The organism is Bradyrhizobium sp. HKCCYLS1011 (assembly GCF_051167795.1).
In the GTDB taxonomy this organism is placed as follows: Bacteria; Pseudomonadota; Alphaproteobacteria; order Rhizobiales; family Xanthobacteraceae; genus Bradyrhizobium.
Window position 1 is genome coordinate 363,049 of the sequence record NZ_JBNPTT010000006.1, and the last position, 19,309, is coordinate 382,357.

16 protein-coding genes are annotated in these 19,309 nt (G+C 65.0%); 12 read left to right on the plus strand and 4 right to left on the minus strand.

Annotated features, from left to right (window positions below; translation table 11 throughout):
* The first annotated feature begins 28 nt into the window (after window positions 1–28).
* Together ACQR1W_RS22175 and ACQR1W_RS22180 are read left to right on the plus strand one after the other, a co-directional pair.
* Entirely contained in the window at window positions 29–718 is a 690-nt protein-coding gene (locus ACQR1W_RS22175) for a class I SAM-dependent methyltransferase (protein ID WP_434852780.1), read from the plus strand.
* Window positions 719–917: 199 nt separating this feature from the next.
* Window positions 918–1,559, plus strand: coding sequence for a hypothetical protein (locus tag ACQR1W_RS22180; RefSeq protein ID WP_008967494.1), 642 nt, complete (start codon window positions 918–920; stop codon window positions 1,557–1,559).
* Between the two features lie 220 nt (window positions 1,560–1,779).
* Here the strand turns inward: ACQR1W_RS22180 and ACQR1W_RS22185 are convergent, their stop codons facing one another.
* Window positions 1,780–3,444, minus strand: a complete 1,665-nt coding sequence (locus tag ACQR1W_RS22185; protein WP_434852985.1) for an aminotransferase class III-fold pyridoxal phosphate-dependent enzyme — start codon at window positions 3,442–3,444, stop codon at window positions 1,780–1,782.
* A 35-nt stretch (window positions 3,445–3,479) separates the two neighbouring features.
* Between ACQR1W_RS22185 and asd the strand changes: the two genes are divergently transcribed.
* The 8 genes from asd to ACQR1W_RS22225 all read left to right on the plus strand — a co-directional run bounded on the left by asd (window position 3,480) and on the right by ACQR1W_RS22225 (window position 12,148).
* Window positions 3,480–4,346, plus strand: a complete 867-nt coding sequence (gene asd / locus ACQR1W_RS22190) for an archaetidylserine decarboxylase (protein ID WP_434852781.1) — start codon at window positions 3,480–3,482, stop codon at window positions 4,344–4,346.
* Between the two features lie 125 nt (window positions 4,347–4,471).
* Window positions 4,472–5,503 carry an NUDIX domain-containing protein gene (locus ACQR1W_RS22195; protein WP_434852782.1) on the plus strand — a complete coding sequence of 344 codons (1,032 nt, stop codon included), beginning with the start codon at window positions 4,472–4,474 and terminating at the stop codon, window positions 5,501–5,503.
* A 75-nt stretch (window positions 5,504–5,578) separates the two neighbouring features.
* Window positions 5,579–6,106 carry a (2Fe-2S)-binding protein gene (locus ACQR1W_RS22200; RefSeq protein WP_434852783.1) on the plus strand — a complete coding sequence of 176 codons (528 nt, stop codon included), beginning with the start codon at window positions 5,579–5,581 and terminating at the stop codon, window positions 6,104–6,106.
* Window positions 6,103–7,119, plus strand: a complete 1,017-nt coding sequence (locus ACQR1W_RS22205) for an FAD binding domain-containing protein (RefSeq protein WP_434852784.1) — start codon at window positions 6,103–6,105, stop codon at window positions 7,117–7,119. Before ACQR1W_RS22200 ends, ACQR1W_RS22205 begins: the two co-directional genes overlap by 4 nt.
* Before the next feature lie 4 nt (window positions 7,120–7,123).
* Window positions 7,124–9,349: a xanthine dehydrogenase family protein molybdopterin-binding subunit gene (locus ACQR1W_RS22210; protein WP_434852785.1), complete on the plus strand. Its 2,226-nt coding sequence runs from the start codon at window positions 7,124–7,126 to the stop codon at window positions 9,347–9,349.
* A gap of 200 nt (window positions 9,350–9,549) precedes the next feature.
* Entirely contained in the window at window positions 9,550–10,473 is a 924-nt protein-coding gene (locus ACQR1W_RS22215; RefSeq protein ID WP_434852786.1) for a DUF3313 domain-containing protein, read from the plus strand.
* Between the two features lie 159 nt (window positions 10,474–10,632).
* The gene (locus ACQR1W_RS22220) at window positions 10,633–11,019 is read left to right on the plus strand and encodes an ester cyclase (RefSeq protein WP_434852787.1); all 387 of its coding nucleotides are present in this window, start codon (window positions 10,633–10,635) and stop codon (window positions 11,017–11,019) included.
* A gap of 208 nt (window positions 11,020–11,227) precedes the next feature.
* On the plus strand, window positions 11,228–12,148 hold the full coding sequence (locus ACQR1W_RS22225; RefSeq protein ID WP_434852788.1) for a DUF3313 domain-containing protein: 921 nt from the start codon (window positions 11,228–11,230) through the stop codon (window positions 12,146–12,148).
* 18 nt (window positions 12,149–12,166) lie between these two features.
* Here the strand turns inward: ACQR1W_RS22225 and ACQR1W_RS22230 are convergent, their stop codons facing one another.
* Genes ACQR1W_RS22230 through ACQR1W_RS22240 form a run of 3 tightly spaced genes read right to left on the minus strand, consistent with a single transcriptional unit; the run spans window position 12,167 to window position 16,938 of the window.
* A complete protein-coding gene (locus ACQR1W_RS22230; RefSeq protein WP_434852789.1) occupies window positions 12,167–14,131 on the minus strand; it encodes a MacB family efflux pump subunit in 1,965 nt (654 codons plus the stop codon).
* Window positions 14,132–14,133: 2 nt separating this feature from the next.
* Window positions 14,134–15,459 carry an efflux RND transporter periplasmic adaptor subunit gene (locus ACQR1W_RS22235; protein ID WP_434852790.1) on the minus strand — a complete coding sequence of 442 codons (1,326 nt, stop codon included), beginning with the start codon at window positions 15,457–15,459 and terminating at the stop codon, window positions 14,134–14,136.
* A gap of 12 nt (window positions 15,460–15,471) precedes the next feature.
* Window positions 15,472–16,938 (minus strand): efflux transporter outer membrane subunit, encoded by a 1,467-nt coding sequence (locus ACQR1W_RS22240; RefSeq protein WP_434852791.1) that lies wholly within the window; start codon window positions 16,936–16,938, stop codon window positions 15,472–15,474.
* Window positions 16,939–17,162: 224 nt separating this feature from the next.
* On the opposite strand from ACQR1W_RS22240, the gene ACQR1W_RS22245 reads away from it, so the two are divergent.
* The gene (locus ACQR1W_RS22245) at window positions 17,163–17,936 is read left to right on the plus strand and encodes a response regulator (protein ID WP_008970757.1); all 774 of its coding nucleotides are present in this window, start codon (window positions 17,163–17,165) and stop codon (window positions 17,934–17,936) included.
* Entirely contained in the window at window positions 17,923–19,305 is a 1,383-nt protein-coding gene (locus ACQR1W_RS22250) for an ATP-binding protein (RefSeq protein WP_434852792.1), read from the plus strand. The genes ACQR1W_RS22245 and ACQR1W_RS22250 overlap by 14 nt, the downstream gene beginning before the upstream one ends.
* Window positions 19,306–19,309: the final 4 nt, after the last annotated feature.

The window sequence follows — 19,309 nt, forward strand, 5'->3', positions numbered from 1 at the left end:
TCACTTCCAAAGTAAGCGAGATCTCAAGATGGCAGAAACGATGAAGCTTGACGGTACACGGGAGCTGGATTTCGACCGCGAGTCGGTCGAGCAGGCCTATGACCGCTGGGCTCCGATCTACGACCTCGTGTTCGGCGGCGTGTTCGAGAAGGGCCGCCAGGCCGCGATCTCCGCGACCAACAAGATGGGCGGCCGCGTGCTCGAGGTCGGCGTCGGCACCGGCATCTCGCTGCCGCTCTATGCGCCTAACGTCCGCGTCTTCGGCACCGATATTTCGGAGGCCATGCTCGCCAAGGCCAAGCGCCGGGTGGCCGAGCAGCGGCTGAAGAACATCGAAGGGCTCGCGGTCATGGACGCCGAGAAGCTCGAATTCTCCGACAACTCGTTCGACGTGGTGATGGCGCAATATGTCGTCACGGCCGTGCCGAATCCGGAAGCCGCGCTGGACGAATTCGCCCGCGTGCTGCGCCCCGGCGGAGAGCTGATCATCCTGACCCGCGTCAGCGCCGACAACGGCTTGCGTCGGGTGATCGAGCAGGCACTGCAGCCGGTGGTGCGCCGGCTCGGCTTCCGCACCGCCGAATTCGCCTGGTCGCGTTACACCAAGTGGCTGTCGGGCGCGAAGGGCATGGAGCTTGTCGAGCGCCGCCTGATCCCGCCGCTCGGTCATTTCTCGCTGGTTCGGTTCCGCAAGGTCGAACTCGCTGCCGTCGCCTGATACCTGCCGATTCGAGGTCCCCGCGCGCGCCTCCGCGCCGGGGACTTCGGGTCACGCCGCCTGACGGCGCTCCGGCCGTTCTCTTTCCCCCTCAGTCTTGTCGTTCGTGTCGCGTCGCGTTGTGTGACATTATGATGATGTCATATGATTTACATCGAATCCCTGTAAACAACTTGCAACTCACTCTTAGGAGCAGGCAATGATCAAGAACTTCCTGGAGCAGCTGCGAATTCAGCGCTGGGATGACCACCGGTACTATCACCACAGCCGCATCAATCAGAGCCTGCACTTCGTCAGCGCGATCAGCTTTATGGTCGCCTATGTCATGATGTGGTTCGATCCCTTGATGTCGGCCCTGATCGGCTGGCTGGTCTCCATGACCTCGCGTCAGGCGGGACACTTCTTCTTCGAGCCCAAGGGCTATGACCACGTCAACCAGGCGACCCACGAGCACAAGGAAGAGATCAAGGTCGGCTACAACCTGCAGCGCAAGGTGGTGCTGATGTCGATCTGGGCCGCGGCGCCGGTGGTGCTCTATCTGCAGCCGAGCTTCTTCGGCCTGCTCAAGCCCTGGGTCTCGGCGATGGACTTCGCCCGCGAGACCGCGAGGCTGTGGCTGGTGATCGGTATCGGCGGTCTCTTGTTCCGCACGGTTCACCTGTTCTTCATCCGCGACGTCGAGACCGGCATCGTCTGGATGACCAAGATCATCACCGATCCCTTCAACGACTTCATGCTCTACCACAAGGCGCCGCTGGCGCTGCTCCGCGGCGAGCTGATCGATCCCGGCCTGCACCTGGTGGAGGAGCACGGCCTCGAGCTCGAGGAACAGCACGCCTGAGTCGACTGAAGTTCTGGATGAAGATGATGTCCGGGCCGGTCCCGGGCATTGTCGTTTCTGATAGCAGTTTTGAAGCGGTGCTAGTGCCGCGTTGGAGCTGCGCTCCCTCCCCCGCAAGGGGGAGGGAGCAGGGCACGGCGTGCCGAGCCGGCGAGGCCCACACACGAAAGTGGCCGGGACGTGTCCGGCCATGAAAACGAGGATCGTGCTAGCGATGGCCTCAGCGCCCGAAGGCCTGGCCGATCATCTCTTTCAGGATCTTGCGCTTGATCGCCTTGTTGGTGAGCGAACCATCGTTCCACCACCACTGATCCTGCTTCATCTTCTCAGCCGCGGCGACGAAGCGCTTGGCGACTTCGGCAAAATCGGCGTCGGTGTAGTTGAGGCTGAAGATGAAGCGACCGGTGCCGACCCAGCTCAGGGCCAGACCCTCGGCGCGGAGGTAATATTGCAGCATCCAGTTGTAGCGCGAAGGCACGGTGTATTCGACCGTCCAGATCGACTGCAAATTGGAGACATGGACCGGCAGGTCGCTCGCCTTCAGCATGTCGTTGAGCTGTTTGGCGCGGCCGTTCCAGGTCTCATCGAGCCCATTATAGATCGCCGAGAAGTTCGGGCTCTTGAGCCGGCTCAGGAACTCGTCCATCGCCGTCATGACGTAAGGATGCGAGTTGAAGGTGCCGCGGGCAAAGCAGATGTCGGCAGGCGCATCGTCGCGGAAGCGGCGCATGAACTTGGATTTGCCGCAGACCACGCCGATCGGCAGGCCGCCGCCGAGGCTCTTGCCGTAGGTGACCATGTCGGCGCGGACGCCGAAATACTCCTGGCAGCCGCTCGGCGCGAGCCGGAAGCCGAGAAACACCTCGTCGAAGATCAACACGATACCGCGCTCGGTGCAGACCTCGCGCAGTTGCTTCAGCCAAGCCGTATAGGCCTCGCGATCGAAGCCGCCCTTGCGGGAGGAATCGACCAGCGCGGAATCGCCCGGTGCGTTGGAGTTCGGATGCAGCGCCTGCAGCGGATTGACCAGCACGCAGGCGATATCGCGCCGTGTCCGCAACACATGCAGCGTCCGCTCCGACATCTCCGCCAGCGTATAGGTCTCGTGCGGTGCAATCGGATTGCCGACGCCGGGCTGCACGTCGCCCCACCAGCCGTGATAGGCGCCGGCAAACCGCACCAGATGCGTCTTGCCGGTATGATAGCGCGCCAGCCGCACGGCCTGCATCACGGCCTCGGTCCCGGACATATGGAACGAGACTTCGTCCATGCCGGACAGCTCGATCAGCCGTTTCACATTGTCGGCAACAACCGGGTGATAGAAGCCCAGCACCGGCCCGAGCGTCTGGGCGCGCGTATCGGCGTTGGCGATGCATTCCTTGTAGAAATCATAGCCGAAGATGTTGACGCCGTAGGCGCCGGTCAGATCGTAGAAGACATTGCCGTCGAGGTCGGTCAGAGTGACGCCCGACGAGGCCTGCATGAAGGAGCCGGCGCCGAGATGTTCCTTGACCAGCCGGCTGTACTGGAACGGCACCCGGTAAGCCTGGGTGAACTGCAGGTCGGAGATCCCCGCGGCCGCCTCCGCGGTCAAAGCGCGGCTCTTGGCGAATTTCTCCTGGAACTGGGCGCCCAGCCGGAAGAAGCCGTCCTGCCGCTTGGTCGCGACGTCCTGCGGCGCGCCATCGGACCGGAAGAAATCGTTGATATCGAACTCGTAGCGCGGGATCAGTTTCGAGATCCGCCGCGACATCTTGGAATGGCCGGCCAGCGAGCGGTGCTTGGCCCGTGACAATTCAATACGGGCCTTGACCTTGGGGGCGACAGCCGCTGTGACAGCAACTGCGCCGGCAGCGAGCGACAAGAGAGGAATCGAGTTTTCCATGTTCACAAGCGCTACTCAGTCCTGCTGACAGATTCATGACAGTCAAGAGCCTGATCTCCACCCTGACCCAACAGGAAGACCTCAACTTCCTGCTCACCAACCGCGTCCCCCGGGCGGCGCTGACCCGCTTCATGGGCTGGTTCAGCAAGATTGAGAACCCTCTGCTGCGGGATGCCTCGATCGGCCTGTGGAAGCTGTTTTCCGATCTCGATCTGTCGGAGGCCAAACAGACCCATTTCAAGAGCCTGCACGACTGCTTCACCCGGGAGCTGAAGCCGGGCCTGCGGCCGTTTGATTCGGACCCCGCGGTTGTGACCAGCCCGTCGGACGGCATCATCGGCGCCCACGGCACGATCGTGGATGGCGAACTCTACCAGATCAAAGGCGCGCCGTATTCATTGATCGACCTGGTCGCCGACCCCGCTGTGGTCGAGACGCATCGGAATGGCCGCTTCATGACCCTGCGCCTCACATCGAGCATGTATCATCGTTTCCACGCGCCCTACGACATGACGCTCGAGCATGTCAGCCTGATCCATGGCGACACCTGGAACGTCAACCCGATCGCCTTGAAGCGGGTCGAGCGGCTGTTCTGCAAGAACGAGCGCGCCGTCATCCGCACCCATCTGGCCACCGGCGAGCCGTTCACGATCGTGCCGGTCGCGGCCATTCTGGTTGCGAGCATCCGCCTGCACGCGCTCGACCGTGTGCTGAACGCGCAGACCGAACGCCCCCTGACATATTCCTGCGCCACCAGCGTGCGCAAAGGCGAGGAACTCGGCTGGTTCGAGCATGGTTCGACCATCATCCTGCTTGCGCCCGGCGACTTCGAATTCTCTGACAATGTGCAGGACGGGGCGCGCATCAAGGCCGGCGAGCGGCTGTGGCGCCGGCGTATCTGATGAAGGCGAATGCGCAAGATGCGGCGGCGAAACCTCGATTTCGCCGTTGCGCATCGCTATATCGTTTCGTTCAATTCGACGAATCGAAGCTTTTGATGTTCCGAACCTGAAAGTCGGGAGACGCGATGGCGAGAGCGCCGGTCATGGCGGCGGGGGGTATTGTCCTGCGGCGGGAGCAGCCGCCGCGGATCGCGGTCGTGCGCCTGCGCAAGCGCGACGAATGGGTGCTGCCGAAGGGCAAGCTCGACGACGGCGAGACGCCGCGTGAAGCGGCCAAGCGCGAGGTGCTGGAGGAGACCGGGCACAGTGTGACTGTGCACGAATTCCTCGGCACCCTGGTCTATGACACCGGCGTGCGTGCCAAGGTCGTGCACTACTGGCGCATGGAGGCGAGCGGCGAGCCGACCCGCGCGCTGATGAACGATGTGCGTGCGGTCGACTGGCTGACGCTGGATGCCGCGGTGGCGCGGCTGTCGCGGGAGCACGAGAAGACGTTCCTGGAGAATGTCGGGCCCTATGCGCTGGCGGGTCTGATCCGCAAGACCAAGGCCAAACCCGCGCCTGCGGGCAAGCCTGCCGTCGCTGCCGAGAAGCTGGCCAAGCCGGCGTCCGAGAGCAAGCTGACGGCGGCGAGCAAGGCGGCTGCAACGCGCAAGCGCCGCAGCCGAGGCGCCGAGGAGCAGCCGGCGCCGTTGCCGGAAGTGGCAGCCGAGCCAGTGGAGCCGCCAAGTTCGCGCGACGCGAGCGCGCCAATGGAGCCGGTCGCCGACGAGATCGATGCGATCGAGATCGTGGCTATTGCGGTCGAACCTGTTAGCGAGAGCCTCGTCGAAGCTGCGCCGCCCGGGCCGGCAGATGCCGAGGCTGAGCCGGAGCAGCCGAAAACCGCGCCGGCCATGCTGGATGACGTCGACCGGGTGCAAGCGGTCGCCGCCCAGATCAAGTCGATGATCCCAGCCGCGAAATCGTCCTCCGTGCCGCCGACTGCCGGCAGCGACCACGAGACGGTGGAGGAGGGCAGCGGATCTGACGCCGGCCAGCCCGGCAGCGTCACGGTCGATGATCCCGACGGATCGGACGATCCGAGCGATCCCGACGGGTCGCCGCGCCGCAGCCTGGCGCAGAAGATGCGTGCTTGGCTTGGTCGGGCGGCCTGAAGCTTAGCGCGACTTCTTTCGAACGATTCGTTGCGTTGCGGGTTATTGCGGGTTGTCTCACCCGGAGCATCCCGCATGAGCCCGCCATCATCCCCCCAAGCGGGGGCGCATGCCACGTCCACGCCCGCGCCTCTTTCGATCACGCTGAAGATCAATGGGGAGTCGCGAACGGTATCCGTCGCGCCGTGGACCACGCTGCTCGATCTCCTGCGCAACCATCTCGATTTGACCGGCAGCAAGAAGGGCTGCGATCATGGCCAGTGCGGCGCCTGCACGGTGCTGCTCGACGGCCGTCGCGTGGTGTCCTGCCTGACATTTGCGGTGATGAAGGACGGCTCGGAGGTAACAACGATCGAGGGGCTGGCGAAGGGAGATGCGCTGCATCCGCTGCAGCAGGCCTTCATCGATCATGACGCCTTCCAGTGCGGCTATTGCACGCCGGGCCAGATCTGCTCGGCCGCCGGCCTGATCGCGGAGGGCAGGGCGAAGACGGTGGACGACATCCGCGAACTGATGAGCGGCAACATCTGCCGCTGCGGCGCCTATCCCAACATCGTCGCCGCCATCGAGCAGGCGATGGGCGCAATGGGAGGCAGCCGATGAACGCCTTCGAATACGCCCGCGCGGCCGACATCGCCGAGGCGGTCAGGCTGAAGGCCGCCGATCCGGCCGCCAAGTTCATCGCCGGCGGCACCAATCTGATCGACCTGATGAAGTATCACGTCGAGCATCCGGCGCGGCTGATCGATATCACCCGGCTGCCGCTGCGATCAGTCGAGCCGTCGCACAGCGGCGGCGTGATGATCGGTGCGCTGGTGCCCAATAGCGACCTTGCCTATCATCCGCTGATCGAAAGCCGTTACCCGTTGCTCTCGAGCGCGATCCTGGCCGGCGCCTCGGCGCAGCTGCGCAACATGGCATCCACCGGCGGCAATCTGTTGCAGCGAACGCGCTGCGCCTATTTCTACGATGTGGCCACGCCCTGCAACAAGCGCACGCCAGGCGCGGGCTGCTCCGCGAAGGACGGCCTCAACCGCAACCATGCCATCCTTGGATTCAGCAATGCCTGCATCGCCACCCATCCGTCCGACATGTGCGTAGCGCTGGCTGCGCTTGACGCCAGCGTGCATGTCGCAGGGCCTACCGGCGCGCGCATCGTCCCGTTTGCCGAATTCCATCGGCTCCCGGGGGACCGGCCGGACCTCGACAACACGCTGCGCACCGACGAGATCATCACCGCGATCGAACTGCCGCCGCAGGGCTTTGCAGCGAACTACAGCTATCTGAAGATCCGCGACCGGCTCTCCTACGCATTCGCGCTGGTTTCGGTCGCGGCCGCGCTCGAGCTCGTGGGCGGTCATATTCAGCAGGCGCGGCTTGCCTTGGGCGGCGTGGCGCACAAGCCGTGGCGCGACAGCGCGGCGGAAGAGGCCCTGCGCGGACAGGCGCCCAGCCGCGATGTCTTCGCCAATGCCGCGGACGTCCTGCTCAAGGACGCCAAGGGCCATGCTCACAACACATTTAAGATCGGGCTCGCGCGGCGCGCCATCATTCGCACCTTGACGCAGGCTGCGAATGCCACTCCGCAAGTCCAGTCGGTCAAGACGATACGGTGATCCCATGCCTGACAACATGCCTGATCACGTCTCCACCTATATCGGCACCGCGACCTCCCGCGTCGACGGCCGTGCCAAGGTCACAGGCGCTGCCAAATATGCCGGCGAGTTCACCGCACCCGACCTGGCCTATGGCGTGGTGGTCTCCTCGACCATCGCACGCGGGCGTATCGCCTCCATCGATCCCAGCCGCGCCCTTGCCGTCGAGGGCGTGATCGATGTTCTCACCCACAAGAACCGCGTCAAGATGGGGTCGAAGGACGACGACTATCGCGACGACGTCGCACCGGCAGGCGGCGCGCCGTTCCGCCCGCTCTATGACGACAAGGTTCACTTCAACTTCCAGCCGGTGGCGCTGGTGGTGGCCGAGGACGAGGACACCGCGCGCTTCGCCGCAACCCTGGTCGAGATCAATTATCACAGCGAAAGCTCCGCGACCGACCTCCACGCCCGGCGCGAGCAGGCCTTCAAGGTCGACAAGCCGGTGAAGCCGCGCGGCGATGCGCTCAAGGCACTGGCCGGCGCAGCGGTGCGCCATGACGCCGAATATGTCGTTCCGATCGAGTATCACAATCCGATGGAGCTGTTTGCCGCGACCGTGATCTGGCGCGACGGCAAGCTCATCGTCTACGACAAGACCCAGGGCGTGCAGAACGTGCAGCAATATGTCTGCGGTGTCTTCGGGCTGAAGTCCGAAGACGTGCAGGTGCTGTCGCCGTTCGTCGGCGGCGCATTCGGCTCCGGCCTGCGGCCGCAATATGAGGTCGTGCTGGCGGCGATGGCGGCACTCAAGCTGAAGCGCTCAGTGCGGGTGGTGCTGAGCCGCGCGCAGATGTATGGCCTGTGCTATCGTCCTGCCACCATCGAGCGTCTGGCGCTCGGCGCCCATGCGGACGGCACGCTGGCCGCCCTCACCCACGAGGCCATCGCCATGACCTCGCAGCACGAATCGTTCTCCCGCAACGACATCGGCTGGGGTGACGTGCTCTATCGCTCCGAGACCTCGCGCGCCACGCACCGGCTGGCGAAGCTCGACATGCCGACGCCCGGCGACATGCGCGCGCCCGGCGCGGCCAGCGGGGTCTATGCACTGGAATGCGCCATGGACGAACTCGCGGTGGCGCTGAAGATGGACCCGGTCGAGCTGCGGCTGCATTGTTATTCCGATCAGGACCAGGACAAGGGCCTGCCCTTCAGCAGCAAGGAGCTCAAGGAGTGCTATCGCCAGGCGGCGAATGCCTTCGGCTGGACGCAGCGCAATCCCGAGCCGCGGTCGGTGCGCGACGGCCGCGAACTGGTCGGCTGGGGCATGGCCAGTGGCGTCTGGGAAGCGCTGCAGATGCCGTTCGCGACGCGCATCCTGATGACCGCCAACGGCCATGTCGAGGTGGCGAGCGCGGCCTCCGACATCGGCACCGGCACCTATACGATCATGGCGCAGGTCGCGGCCGAGCAGCTCGGCGTGCCGCTCGACAGCGTCACGGTCAAGCTCGGCGATTCCAGTCTGCCGACGGCGCAGGTGGAAGGCGGATCATGGACCGCAGCCTCGATCTCGCATGCCATCGTCAATGCGGCCGACGACATCCGCGCCGAGCTGTTGAAGGCGGCGCAGGCGATGCCGGAGATGCCGCTGCAGGGGCTCACGCCCGACCAGGTCATGCTGGCGGATGGCGCCATCGTGGCAAGCAGCGACCGCAGCCGCCGTGTCGCCATGGCCGATGCGATGCGGCATGCCGGCATGGACCGGATCGAGAAGGAACGCGGCTCGGAGTTCGAGGACGACGATAAACATGCCCACAATGCTCATTCGGCTGTGTTCGCCGAGGTGAAGATCGACGAGGAGCTTGGCGTGATCAGGGTGACGCGCGTAGTCAACGCGGTCGCCGCCGGCCGCATCATCAACACCAAGACCGCGGCGAGCCAGATCATGGGGGGTGTGGTCTGGGGCATCGGCATGGCGCTGCACGAGGAGGCACAGCTCGACCATCGCTTCGGCCGCGTGATGAATGCCAACATCGCCGAGTACCACGTGCCCGTGAACGCCGATGTGCACGACATCAAGGTGATCTTCGTCGACGAGCCGGACCGCATCATCAACAAGATGGGCATCAAGGGCGTCGGCGAGATCGGCATCGTCGGCGTCGCATCTGCGATCGCCAACGCAGTCTATCACGCGACCGGAAAGCGCGTGCGCGACCTGCCGATCACGCTGGATAAGCTCGCGGGATGATGTTGGCGGATTCAGCACGTGGATCGGTCAGTGATGAAACCGATGGCGCTACCACATCACTGGCCGCGCGCCGGGCTGCAATACTTCATTACGTTTCGTAATATTTCTTAATCTCGCTGCTCCCATCTATTCACTATTGCTCACATAGAGGTCGTGCGTCCGCGCGTCACACGCGCAACGATGAGAGTGGGGGCAGCCGGATGCGCGGTGAAGACGTCGTGCCGCAGTCGGCGGCCGCGGTCGGCATCGGTGAAGCCCAATCGGCGCGCACCGCGGCACAGGCCGCGGGCTTCATCGGTCTCGGCCTTGCAATCATGTTGTGCGGCTGCGCAACGGCGCCGATGACCCAGAGCGGCGCTCTGGCCTCCTATAAGGATCTCGCGCCGTCGAACGGCGTGCTGGCGAAGTCGCTGCTCCACGTCGACAAGGACGCCGTGCTGGCCGCAAAGACGCTCCGCATCTCGCCTGCCGCATTTTCGCCGACTGCCGCACCGGCCTTGTCGGACGAGCAGCGCAAGCTGGTTGCCAATGCGGTGAACCGGGCGCTGTGCATGGACTTGAGCGAGCGTTTCAAGATCGTGGGGCCGGGTGAGCCGGCCGATCTGACGACGCGAGCCGTGGTCACGCAGGCATCGCCAACCGACAAGGTGGCTGCCGGCGCCTCGAAGGTGGTTTCGGTGGTCCCGAGTGTGCTCGGTGTGCCGGCGCCGGTGCCGAGGCTGCCGATCGGGCTCGGCAGCCTCACGATCGAGGCCGAGGCGCTGGACCAGGCCGGCCGGCAGCAGGCCGCGATGGTCTGGGCGCGCGGCGCCGATTCCTTCACCAACTCGCCAACCGTATCGAGTGCCGGGGACGCCTATGAACTCGCGGTGGCGTTCGGTGGCGATTTCGGTCAGCTGCTGGTGACGGGCGAGACGCCGTTCGGCAAGCCGCCGAAACTGCCGTCGTTCGATAAGATCGGCTCTTCGCTCGGCGGCAAGCCGAAATATGCCGCCTGTGAGATGTTCGGTCGTGATCCCGGCCTCGTCGGCATGGTGGCCAACCGGCTTGGCGCGCCGCCGGAATGGTCCGACAAGGGGGCGCCTCCCGAGCCGCAAGCAACCGAGACCGCATCACGACAATAGCGCTTCTTCATCGTAAGCTTGGTCCATCGGCGTTCGGACGGGAATGGAATTTCGTTGATGCTGTATGATCTATGACCTGGCGGCGCTGGCGGCCGCATTCAGTATTGCACTGAGCAATTTGATCGCTCCCAGCGCCGCTCGGGACGACGGAGGACTGCCATGACCAGGAACGAACTCTCAGACATCTACCGCGACTACATCGCCTGCCTCAACCGGCAGGACTGGTCGCAGCTTGGCCAGTTCGTCGCCGATGACGTGCATCACAACGAGCGACCATTCGGGCTTGCCGGCTATCGCGCGATGCTGGAGCAGGATTTTCGCGAGATTCCTGATCTCTATTTCAACGTCGAGCTCTTGATCTCGGATCCGCCTTACATCGGGAGCCGATTGAAGTTCGAATGTACGCCGAAGGGACAATTCCTCGGCCTCGCCGTGAACGGGAAGAGACTCTCGTTTGCGGAAAATGTGTTCTATTTGTTTCAGGATGACAAAATCTGGCGAGTGTGGTCAGTGATAGACAAAGCCGCGATCGAGGCTCAGTTGTAGCAAAAGCGTGTCCCGGGCAGACAACCGCCACTGCATCGACTGAACAATGGCCGTGGCGCGGCATGAATGAGCGCGAACTAATCGCCTCAACATTTCGTTACGCCGCGTCGTATTCTTAATCCCGCCGCTCCCATGCACTCACTATTTCTCACATAGAGATCGCGCGCTCGCGTGTCAGACGCGCAACGATGAGTGTGGGGGCAGCCGGATGCGTGGTGAAGACGTCGTGCCGCAGCGTGTCGCTGCAATCGGCATCGGCAGGGGCTTCCGCTCAACGCACATCGCGGCGAACCTCATCAGTCCCGCTCTCGCGCTGATGTTATGCGGCTGCGCGACCGCGCCGATGACGCAGAGCGGCACGCTTGCCTCCTATCAGGAGCTGGCGCCATCGGACGGCGTGCTTGCGAAGTCGCTCCTCCACGTCAACAAGGACAGGGTGCTTGCCGCGAAGACCATCCGCGTCTCGCCGGCGATCTTCCCACAAAACGCGGCGCCGGCTCTGTCGGATGAGCAGCGCAAGCTCGTTGCCAATGCTGTCGATCGCGCCCTGTGCGTCGATTTGAGCGAACGTTTCGTCGTCGTGGGACGCGGTGAGCCGGCCGATTTGACGACGCATGCCGTGGTCACGCAAGCGTCGCCCACGGACAGGATCGCGGCGGGCGCATCGAAAGTGGCTTCGGTGGTCCCGGCGGCGCTTGGCGTCGCGGCTCCGGTGCCGGTGCCGCGGCTGCCGATCGGGCTCGGCAGCCTGACCATCGAAGCCGAGGCGCTGGATCGGGGCGGCAAGCAACAGGCCGCGATGGTCTGGGGGCGCGGCGCCAATTCCTTCACAAACTCGCCGACGCTGTCGACCGCGGGCGACGCCTACGAGCTCGCCGTCGCGTTTAGCGACGATTTCGGCCAGATGCTGGTGACGGGAACGACGCCGTTCGGCAAGCTTCCGCAACTGCCGTCATTGGACAAGATCGGATCCTCGCTCGGCGGCAAGCCGAAATATGCGGCCTGCGAGGCGTTCGGTCGCGATCCCGGCGTCATCGGACTGGTGGCCAACAGGCTCGGTGCGCCGCCGGAATGGGCCGACAAGGGCGCCCCGACCGAGCAGAAGGTGACCGAGACCGCCTCGCGCTAATAGCGCAGTTGCCAGCGTCTACTCCCTTGCCAGCGCGGTGGCCGGATCGAGCCGCGAGGCATTGCGGGCCGGCATGTAGCCGAAGCCGATGCCGATTGCCATTGAGCTGACGGCAGCGCCGACCATCGCCAGCGGCGAATAGATCAGGCGAAAGCCGACATCGAAGGCGTTGAAGACGGTGCCGAACAGCAAGGCGGCGGCAATACCGAGCGAGCCGCCGAGCAGGCAGATCAACACCGCCTCGATCAGGAACTGCATCAGGATATCGCTGCGGCGGGCGCCGACCGCCATGCGCACCCCGATCTCGCCGACGCGCTCGGAGACCGAGACCAGCATGATGTTCATCACGCCGATGCCGCCGACCAGAAGCGAGATCACGGCGATCGCGGCGACCAGCAAGGTCAGCACCTGTGCGGTGCTCTGGATGGTCTGACGAATGTCGTCGGTGTTGAGGATGAAGAAATCCTTGGTGGCATGCCGCGCGGTCAACAGCGACGTGACCGCGCGCTCGGCCGCATCCATCGGCGTGGTCTCGCCGATGCGCAGGCTGATCGAGCGCAGGATCTGGTTGCCGAGGAAGCGCGCCTCCACGGTGGTGTAGGGCAGATAGACGGTCGGATTGGCGCTGGAGCCGAAGCCGCCCTGCTGCTGCTTGGTGACCCCGACCACGCGGCAGGGCACCTTGCCGATCAGGATCACGCTGCCGAGCGGGCTGACATCGGGATCGGGAAACAGCGCCTTGCGCGCGTTGTCGTCGATCACGGCATCCTGGGCGTAGGAGCGCACGGTGTCATGATCGAAGAAGCTGCCCGCGGCGAGCTTGGTCCCCTTGACACGAAAATAGTCCTCGCTGACGCCGCTGACCTGCGCGCTGACCTCGATCGCGCCGAACCGCAGCGTGCTAGTGGTGGACACCGTCGGCGAGATCGCATCGACATAGGTCTCCTGCGCCAGCACGCGTGCATCGGACAGCACCAGCGTCCTGATCTTGCCCGAGCGGGTGTCGCCGAAATCCTTGCCGGGAAACACCTCGAGCGTGTTGGTGCCGAGGCTGTTGATGTTCTCCAGCACGCGTTCCTGCGAGCCGAGCCCCAGCGCCAGCACGCAGACCACCGAGGCGACGCCGATGATGATGCCGAGCATGGTGAGGAAGGCGCGCAGCCGATGCGCGTTCATCGCCAGCAGCGCCATCCGTGCCGCTTCGCGAAAGCGATCGAGCAGCGCGCGCCACGAACCCGACGCCGCCTCTTGTGCCGCCGCCTCGGGCGTTCGCACGAGTGCAGCGCCTGCGCGCTCCGGGTTGGGGCGGTCGGACAGGATGCGGCCGTCCTGCAGCTCGATGATGCGGCGGGCACGGCGGGCAACGCTCGCATCATGCGTCACGATGATCACGGTGCGGCCGGTGGCGCTGATCTCATCGAGAATGCGCAAGACTTCCTCGCCGCTGCGACTGTCGAGTGCGCCGGTCGGCTCATCCGCCAGGATGACGTCGGGATCGTTGACCAGCGCCCGTGCGATCGAGACGCGCTGCTGCTGGCCGCCGGAAAGCTGGCCCGGCCTGTGCTCGGTCCGGCCGTCCATGCCGAGCCGTTCGAGCAGCCCGATCGCTTTCCGGCGCCGCGCAGCCGGTGACAGCCCGGCATAGACCGCAGGCACCTCGGCATTGTCGGCGGCCGTGAGCTCGCCGAGCAGATGGTAGCGCTGGAAGATGAAGCCGAAATGCTCGCGGCGCAGCGCCGCCAGCTCGTCCGGGTCGAGCGAGTTCATCTCGCGTCCGGCGATCCGGTAGCTGCCGGACGTCGGCCGATCCAGACAGCCCAGGATGTTCATCAGGGTCGACTTGCCGGAGCCGGAGGCGCCGATGATCGCCACCATCTCGCCGCGCGCGATCGTGATGTCGAGCTCGCGCAGGGCATAGACCGTGTTCTCGCCGGAGGCGTAGGCGCGGCTGACCTTCTCCAACGCGATCAGAGGCTCGGCCACGCTCATGGCCCTCCCGGCGGCGGCGGCATCACCGTCTTCTTGGACGTCGTGTCCTCGGCTGCACCGATGACGACGCGCTCGTCCTCGCGTAAGCCCGACTGCACCTCGGCCGTGATCTTGTTGTTGAGACCGATCCTGACCGCGCGCTTGGCGACCGTGCCGTCGCTGCCGGCGACGCGGACGGAAGTGACGCCGTCCGGGCCAACGCTGCCGAGTGCGGAGGCTGGAATCGTCAGCACATGACGCGCTTCGCCGAGCAGGATGTGCACCTCGGCCGTCATGTAGGTCATCAGGCGGCCGTCGGCGTTTCCGATGTCGAAGACGCCGATATAATAGATCGCCGTCGAGCTGGATGACGACGATGAGGATGAGGAGCTGCTGCTCGACGATGTCGTGGTGCTCGATGACGAGAAGCTCGAATCGCTCTTGATCGATTCCGGGGCTGGCTCGATATGGTGGAGCGTTGCCTCGAAGCGGTGATCGGGATCGCCGAGGATGGTGAAATAGACCTTCTGTCCTGGCTTCACCTTGACCACGTCGGCCTCGGAGATTTCCGTCCGCACCGTCATGGTATCGACCTGGCCGAGCACGATGATGGTCGGTGCCGACTGCACCGCATTGACGGTCTGTCCCTCCTGGGTGACGATCGCGAGCACGGTGCCGTCGATCGGCGCGGTGATACGGGTGTAGCCGAGATTGACCTTCGCGGTTTCGATCGCGACCTCCGCCTCGACGATCTGCGCATCGAGCTGCGCGATCTGGGCTTCGGTCTGCTTCTGGGTCGCTTCGGCGGAATCATAGTCGGCGCGGGACGAGGCCTTCTGCGCCAGCGTGGTCTGCTGGCGCGCCAGATTGGCTTCAGCGAGCGCCAAGGTCGCCACCTTCTCGTCGCGCTGGGCGCGCACATTGCGCAACGCGGCCTCGTTGGTGCGCAGCGTGTATTGCTGGGTCAGCGAGTCGATCTCGCCGATCAGGTCGCCGGCCTTGACCGTCTGACCGAGCTGGACATTCAGCTTCACCAGCCGTCCCGAGGCCTGGGCGCCGACCGCGACCAGCTTGACCGGCTTGAGGGTGCCGGTCGCGAGCACCGTCTGCTCGACGTCGCCGAGCGTCACGGGCGCGGTCGCAAGCTTCGCGGCGGCGTTGTCCGACCATCTGGCGCGGGCAACCAGCCCGGCTGCTGCCACCGCTACGGCAACGAGGAGCCACGCCATCCATCGCCGTAACCGACGCGGCTTCGGCAGCGACGGCTTGCCGGGCTCGTGCGGCTGGGCCAGCTCGATCGGTCGCGGCGGATTAGCAAGGGGAGCATTAAGCGGAGCATTCATGCGATCAAACTCTCAACGGCTCTGCGCCAGGTGCGGACCCGTCCCGGTATCCACCACCTCCGGCTTGCTCACGTCGATTCCGCCGTCCCAGCCGCCGCCGAGCGCCTTGGCGAGCGCGACGTAATACTTTGCCACGTTGGCGCGGCTGGCCAGCAGGCTGTCTTCGGCGGAGAATTGCGAGCGCTCGGCATCGAGCACGTCGAGGAAGGTGTTCGATCCGGTCTCGTAAAGCGCGCGCGACAATCGCGCCGCCTCGCCATAGCGCTTGGCCGAATCGGCGAGGCTTCCAATCCGCAACCGCTCCTGGTCCAGATTCACAATCGCGTTCTCGACGTCTTCGAGCGCGCTCAACACCGCGCTGCGCCAGGCGAGGTGATATTCGTCGCGCTGCGATTCTGCGATCTCCACCGCGGCAGCAAGCTTGCCGCCGTTGAAGATCGGGACGCTCACGCTCGGTCCGATCGACCAGCCGATCGTCGAGGTCTTGCCGAGATCGCCGAGCTTCAGCGCCGTGGTCGAGACCGATCCGCTCAGGCTGACATCGGGATAGAGCGCGGCCTCGGCCTGGCCGATCTTGGCGGTGTATTGCGCGAGCTGCCGCTCGGCTTTGCGCACGTCGGGACGCGTCGTCAGGACGTCGGCGGGGATGCCTTTGGGCAGAGGCAGCCGCGGCGCCGGAATGGTGGTCGCCTTGGCCATGCGCGCTGCGAGAGCGGCCGGATCGCGCCCGAGCAGCACGCCCAGCCGATGCACCTGCTGCTGATAGGAGGCTTCATAGGTCGGGATCGTAGCTTCGGTAGAGGCCGCGAGCGCATTGGCCTTTTCGCTGTCAACCGCGGAGGCCGAGCCGGCGGCGAGCTTGCGCTCGGTCAGGGCCGCCGTCTGCCGCTGCGATGCGCCGGTGCGGCGGGCAAGCGCTGCGCGCGCCTGGTAGGCGCGGGCATCGATGTAATAGGAGGCGACATCGCCGACCAGCGTGAGCAGGGTCGCGCGCAGATCATCTTCCGCGGCATCGACGCCGTAGCTCGCGGCTTCGACCGCGCGCCTGTTGGCGCCGAACAGATCGAGCTCCCAGCTCGCATCGAAGCCGGCCTGGTACTGGCTGTAGGTGGTCGGACTGACGTCGAAGCCGCCGGTCGCGCTCGTCGCGGTACGGCTCTCGGTCGCCGTGCCGGAGCCTGTGATGGTCGGAAACAGCGCGCCCACCGCCTGACGCCGCGTCGCGCGTGCCTCGCGGATGCGGGCCTTCGCCGCGGCGACGTCGAGATTGCCGTCGACGGCTTCCGCGATCAGCGCATCGAGCAACGGGTCCTTCAGATTGCGCCACCAATGCGACAGCTGCGGCGGCTTCGGTCGTGAATGGTGATCGCTGCTCCAGGCCGTGGGCAGCCTGAGCGCGGGAGTCGCATAGTCGGGACCAACGGCGCAGCCGGCGAGCGGCAGGCCGGCGAGGCACAAGAGGACGAGAGGAGTCTTCACGTTCGACGAATTCGCCTGCACTCAAAGGATGCCGCGCCGATCATTCAGGCCGACCGCGAAGACATCCCTGTTATCAGTTTGATGAGGCTATAGGCGGAGTGCGGATTGCCGCGGATTAAGATCTGTCAAGAAATGTTTCTGCGTTAATAATTCAACTTGATTTCGCCATCATTGGCCGCGGCTCGGCACTGTTCTTTCAGCCGGAAATCGACCATGTTGCGCCCATGATGTCGTCACACAATGCGACCGTTGCTACTGACGCGGCTCTGCCGGGCAATGCCCGCATCCTCTGCGTCGAGGACGATCGGGAGATCGCCAGCCTGATCACCGAAGTGCTGCAGGATCACGGTTTTTCACCGCGCTTCGTCGCCTCTGCCGCCGCGATGAACGACCTCCTGCAGCGTGAGCCGTTCGATCTGATCATGCTCGACTTGATGCTGCCCGATGAGGACGGCATGAGCATCTGCCGCAGGCTGCGCCAGACCTCGGGCGTTCCGATCATCATGGTGACCGCCAAGGGTGAGGACATCGACCGCATTCTCGGACTCGAGCTCGGCGCCGACGATTATGTCGTCAAGCCCTTCAATCCGCGTGAGCTGGTGGCGCGGATTCGCGCGCTGCTGCGCCGTGCCCAGGGCTATTCCGGTGCGATGGGCACGCGCCGGCTGTCGCCCATGCGTTTTGACGGCTGGCGCATCGATCCTACGACGCGCTCGCTCGCCGACCCCGAGGGCGTCAAGATCACGCTGACCAGCGCTGAGTTCGACATCCTGCTCGCGTTCTGCCGTAACTCCGGCCGCGTGATGTCGCGCGAGCAACTGATCGAGCTCGCCCATGGCGGCCAGGCCGGGCCGGTCGAGCGCAGCATCGATGTTCACATCAGCCGCATCCGGCAGAAGATCGAGCCGGGCGCGAAAAGCTGGTCCATGATCAAGACCGTCCGCCTGGGCGGCTATGTCTTCACGCCACGAGTCGAGACGATCGATGATGGACATTAAACGGTTGCGGCTGCCGTTCGGCATCACCACGCAGATCGTCGCGCTTGCCTCCCTGTCGGTCCTGCTCGGCGTCGCGCTGGTGATCGCGGCTCTGATGCTCCTCTTCGATCCGCCGAACGAGCAGGAATCCCCGGCCTATGGTGTGGTGCGCGTCATCGACATCACCCATTTCGTGCGCGCAGCGAAGGATGCGAATGCCGTCGAGGGCGTGCTGTCGGGGGCGCGCAGTTCCGGCCTCAATGCCGAGATCGTGCCGCTGGCTGCGCTCGCCCAGGCGAGGCGCGGCGACAAGGATGCGCCCTGGACCTCGCAGCTGGCGCGGCGGCAGCTTGCCGCGCAACGCGACATCACCGTGCTCAACGGCGTGCGCTATGCCGACGGCCCGCCGACGCAGATCATCGTGCAGGTCGATGCCGAGCGCGCGCTGGTCTTCGACGACGTTCCCCGCCCAAGCATCTGGCCGCTGCTCTTGAAGCCCACCGTGGTGGTTCTCATCATCATCGTGTTCATGGCGCTGCTGTTGTCGATCTATGTGGCGCGCGCCATCATTCAGCCGTTGTCGGCTGTTGCTCGCGCGGCTGCAGCCTTCGGCCGATCGCCGGATGAGCATGAGAGCCTGACCGGGAGGGGCCCGCGCGAAATCGTGCAGGTCAGCGAGGCACTGAACGAGATGCGGGCGCGGATCCGCAACCTGCTGGATGACCGCACCCGCATGCTGGCGGCGATCAGCCACGATCTCCGCACGCCGCTGACCCGGCTCCGGCTGCGCTCCGAGCGCATCGGCCAGCTCGAGCTACGTAACGCCATGCTGCGCGACATCGATCAGGTCAGCCGCATGCTGGACGAGACGCTGGACTACCTGCGCGATGATTCCAAAGCCGAGCAGCTGTCGCGCATCGAGCTGTCGAGCCTCCTCGAGACCATCTGCTGCGATTTCTCCGACGTCGGTTATGTCGTGTCCTACGACGGACCGGAGCGGCTGGTTTACGAATGCCGGCCGCGGGCGCTGGCGCGCGCGGTGACCAATGTGGTCGAAAACGCCGTGAAGCACGGCACCAGCGTCGTCGTCAGCCTCGCAATGTCAGTGGATGGTGCGATCGCCATCGAGATCGCCGATGATGGCCCGGGGATTCCTGCCGCCTTGCAGTCGCGCGCGCTCGAGCCGTTCGTCAAGCTCGACCAGGCGCGCTCTGCCAGCGGCACCGGCTTCGGTCTCGGGCTCTCGATTGCCCATGAGATCCTGAAGAAGCATGACGGCAGCATCGCCCTGATGCCGAACGAGCCCATGGGATTGCGGGTCCGACTGTCCTTGCCGCTGCGCGCAGCTGTGCCCGCCGCGACGGCTGAGCGTCCGGCGAAGGTCGCCTGATCCC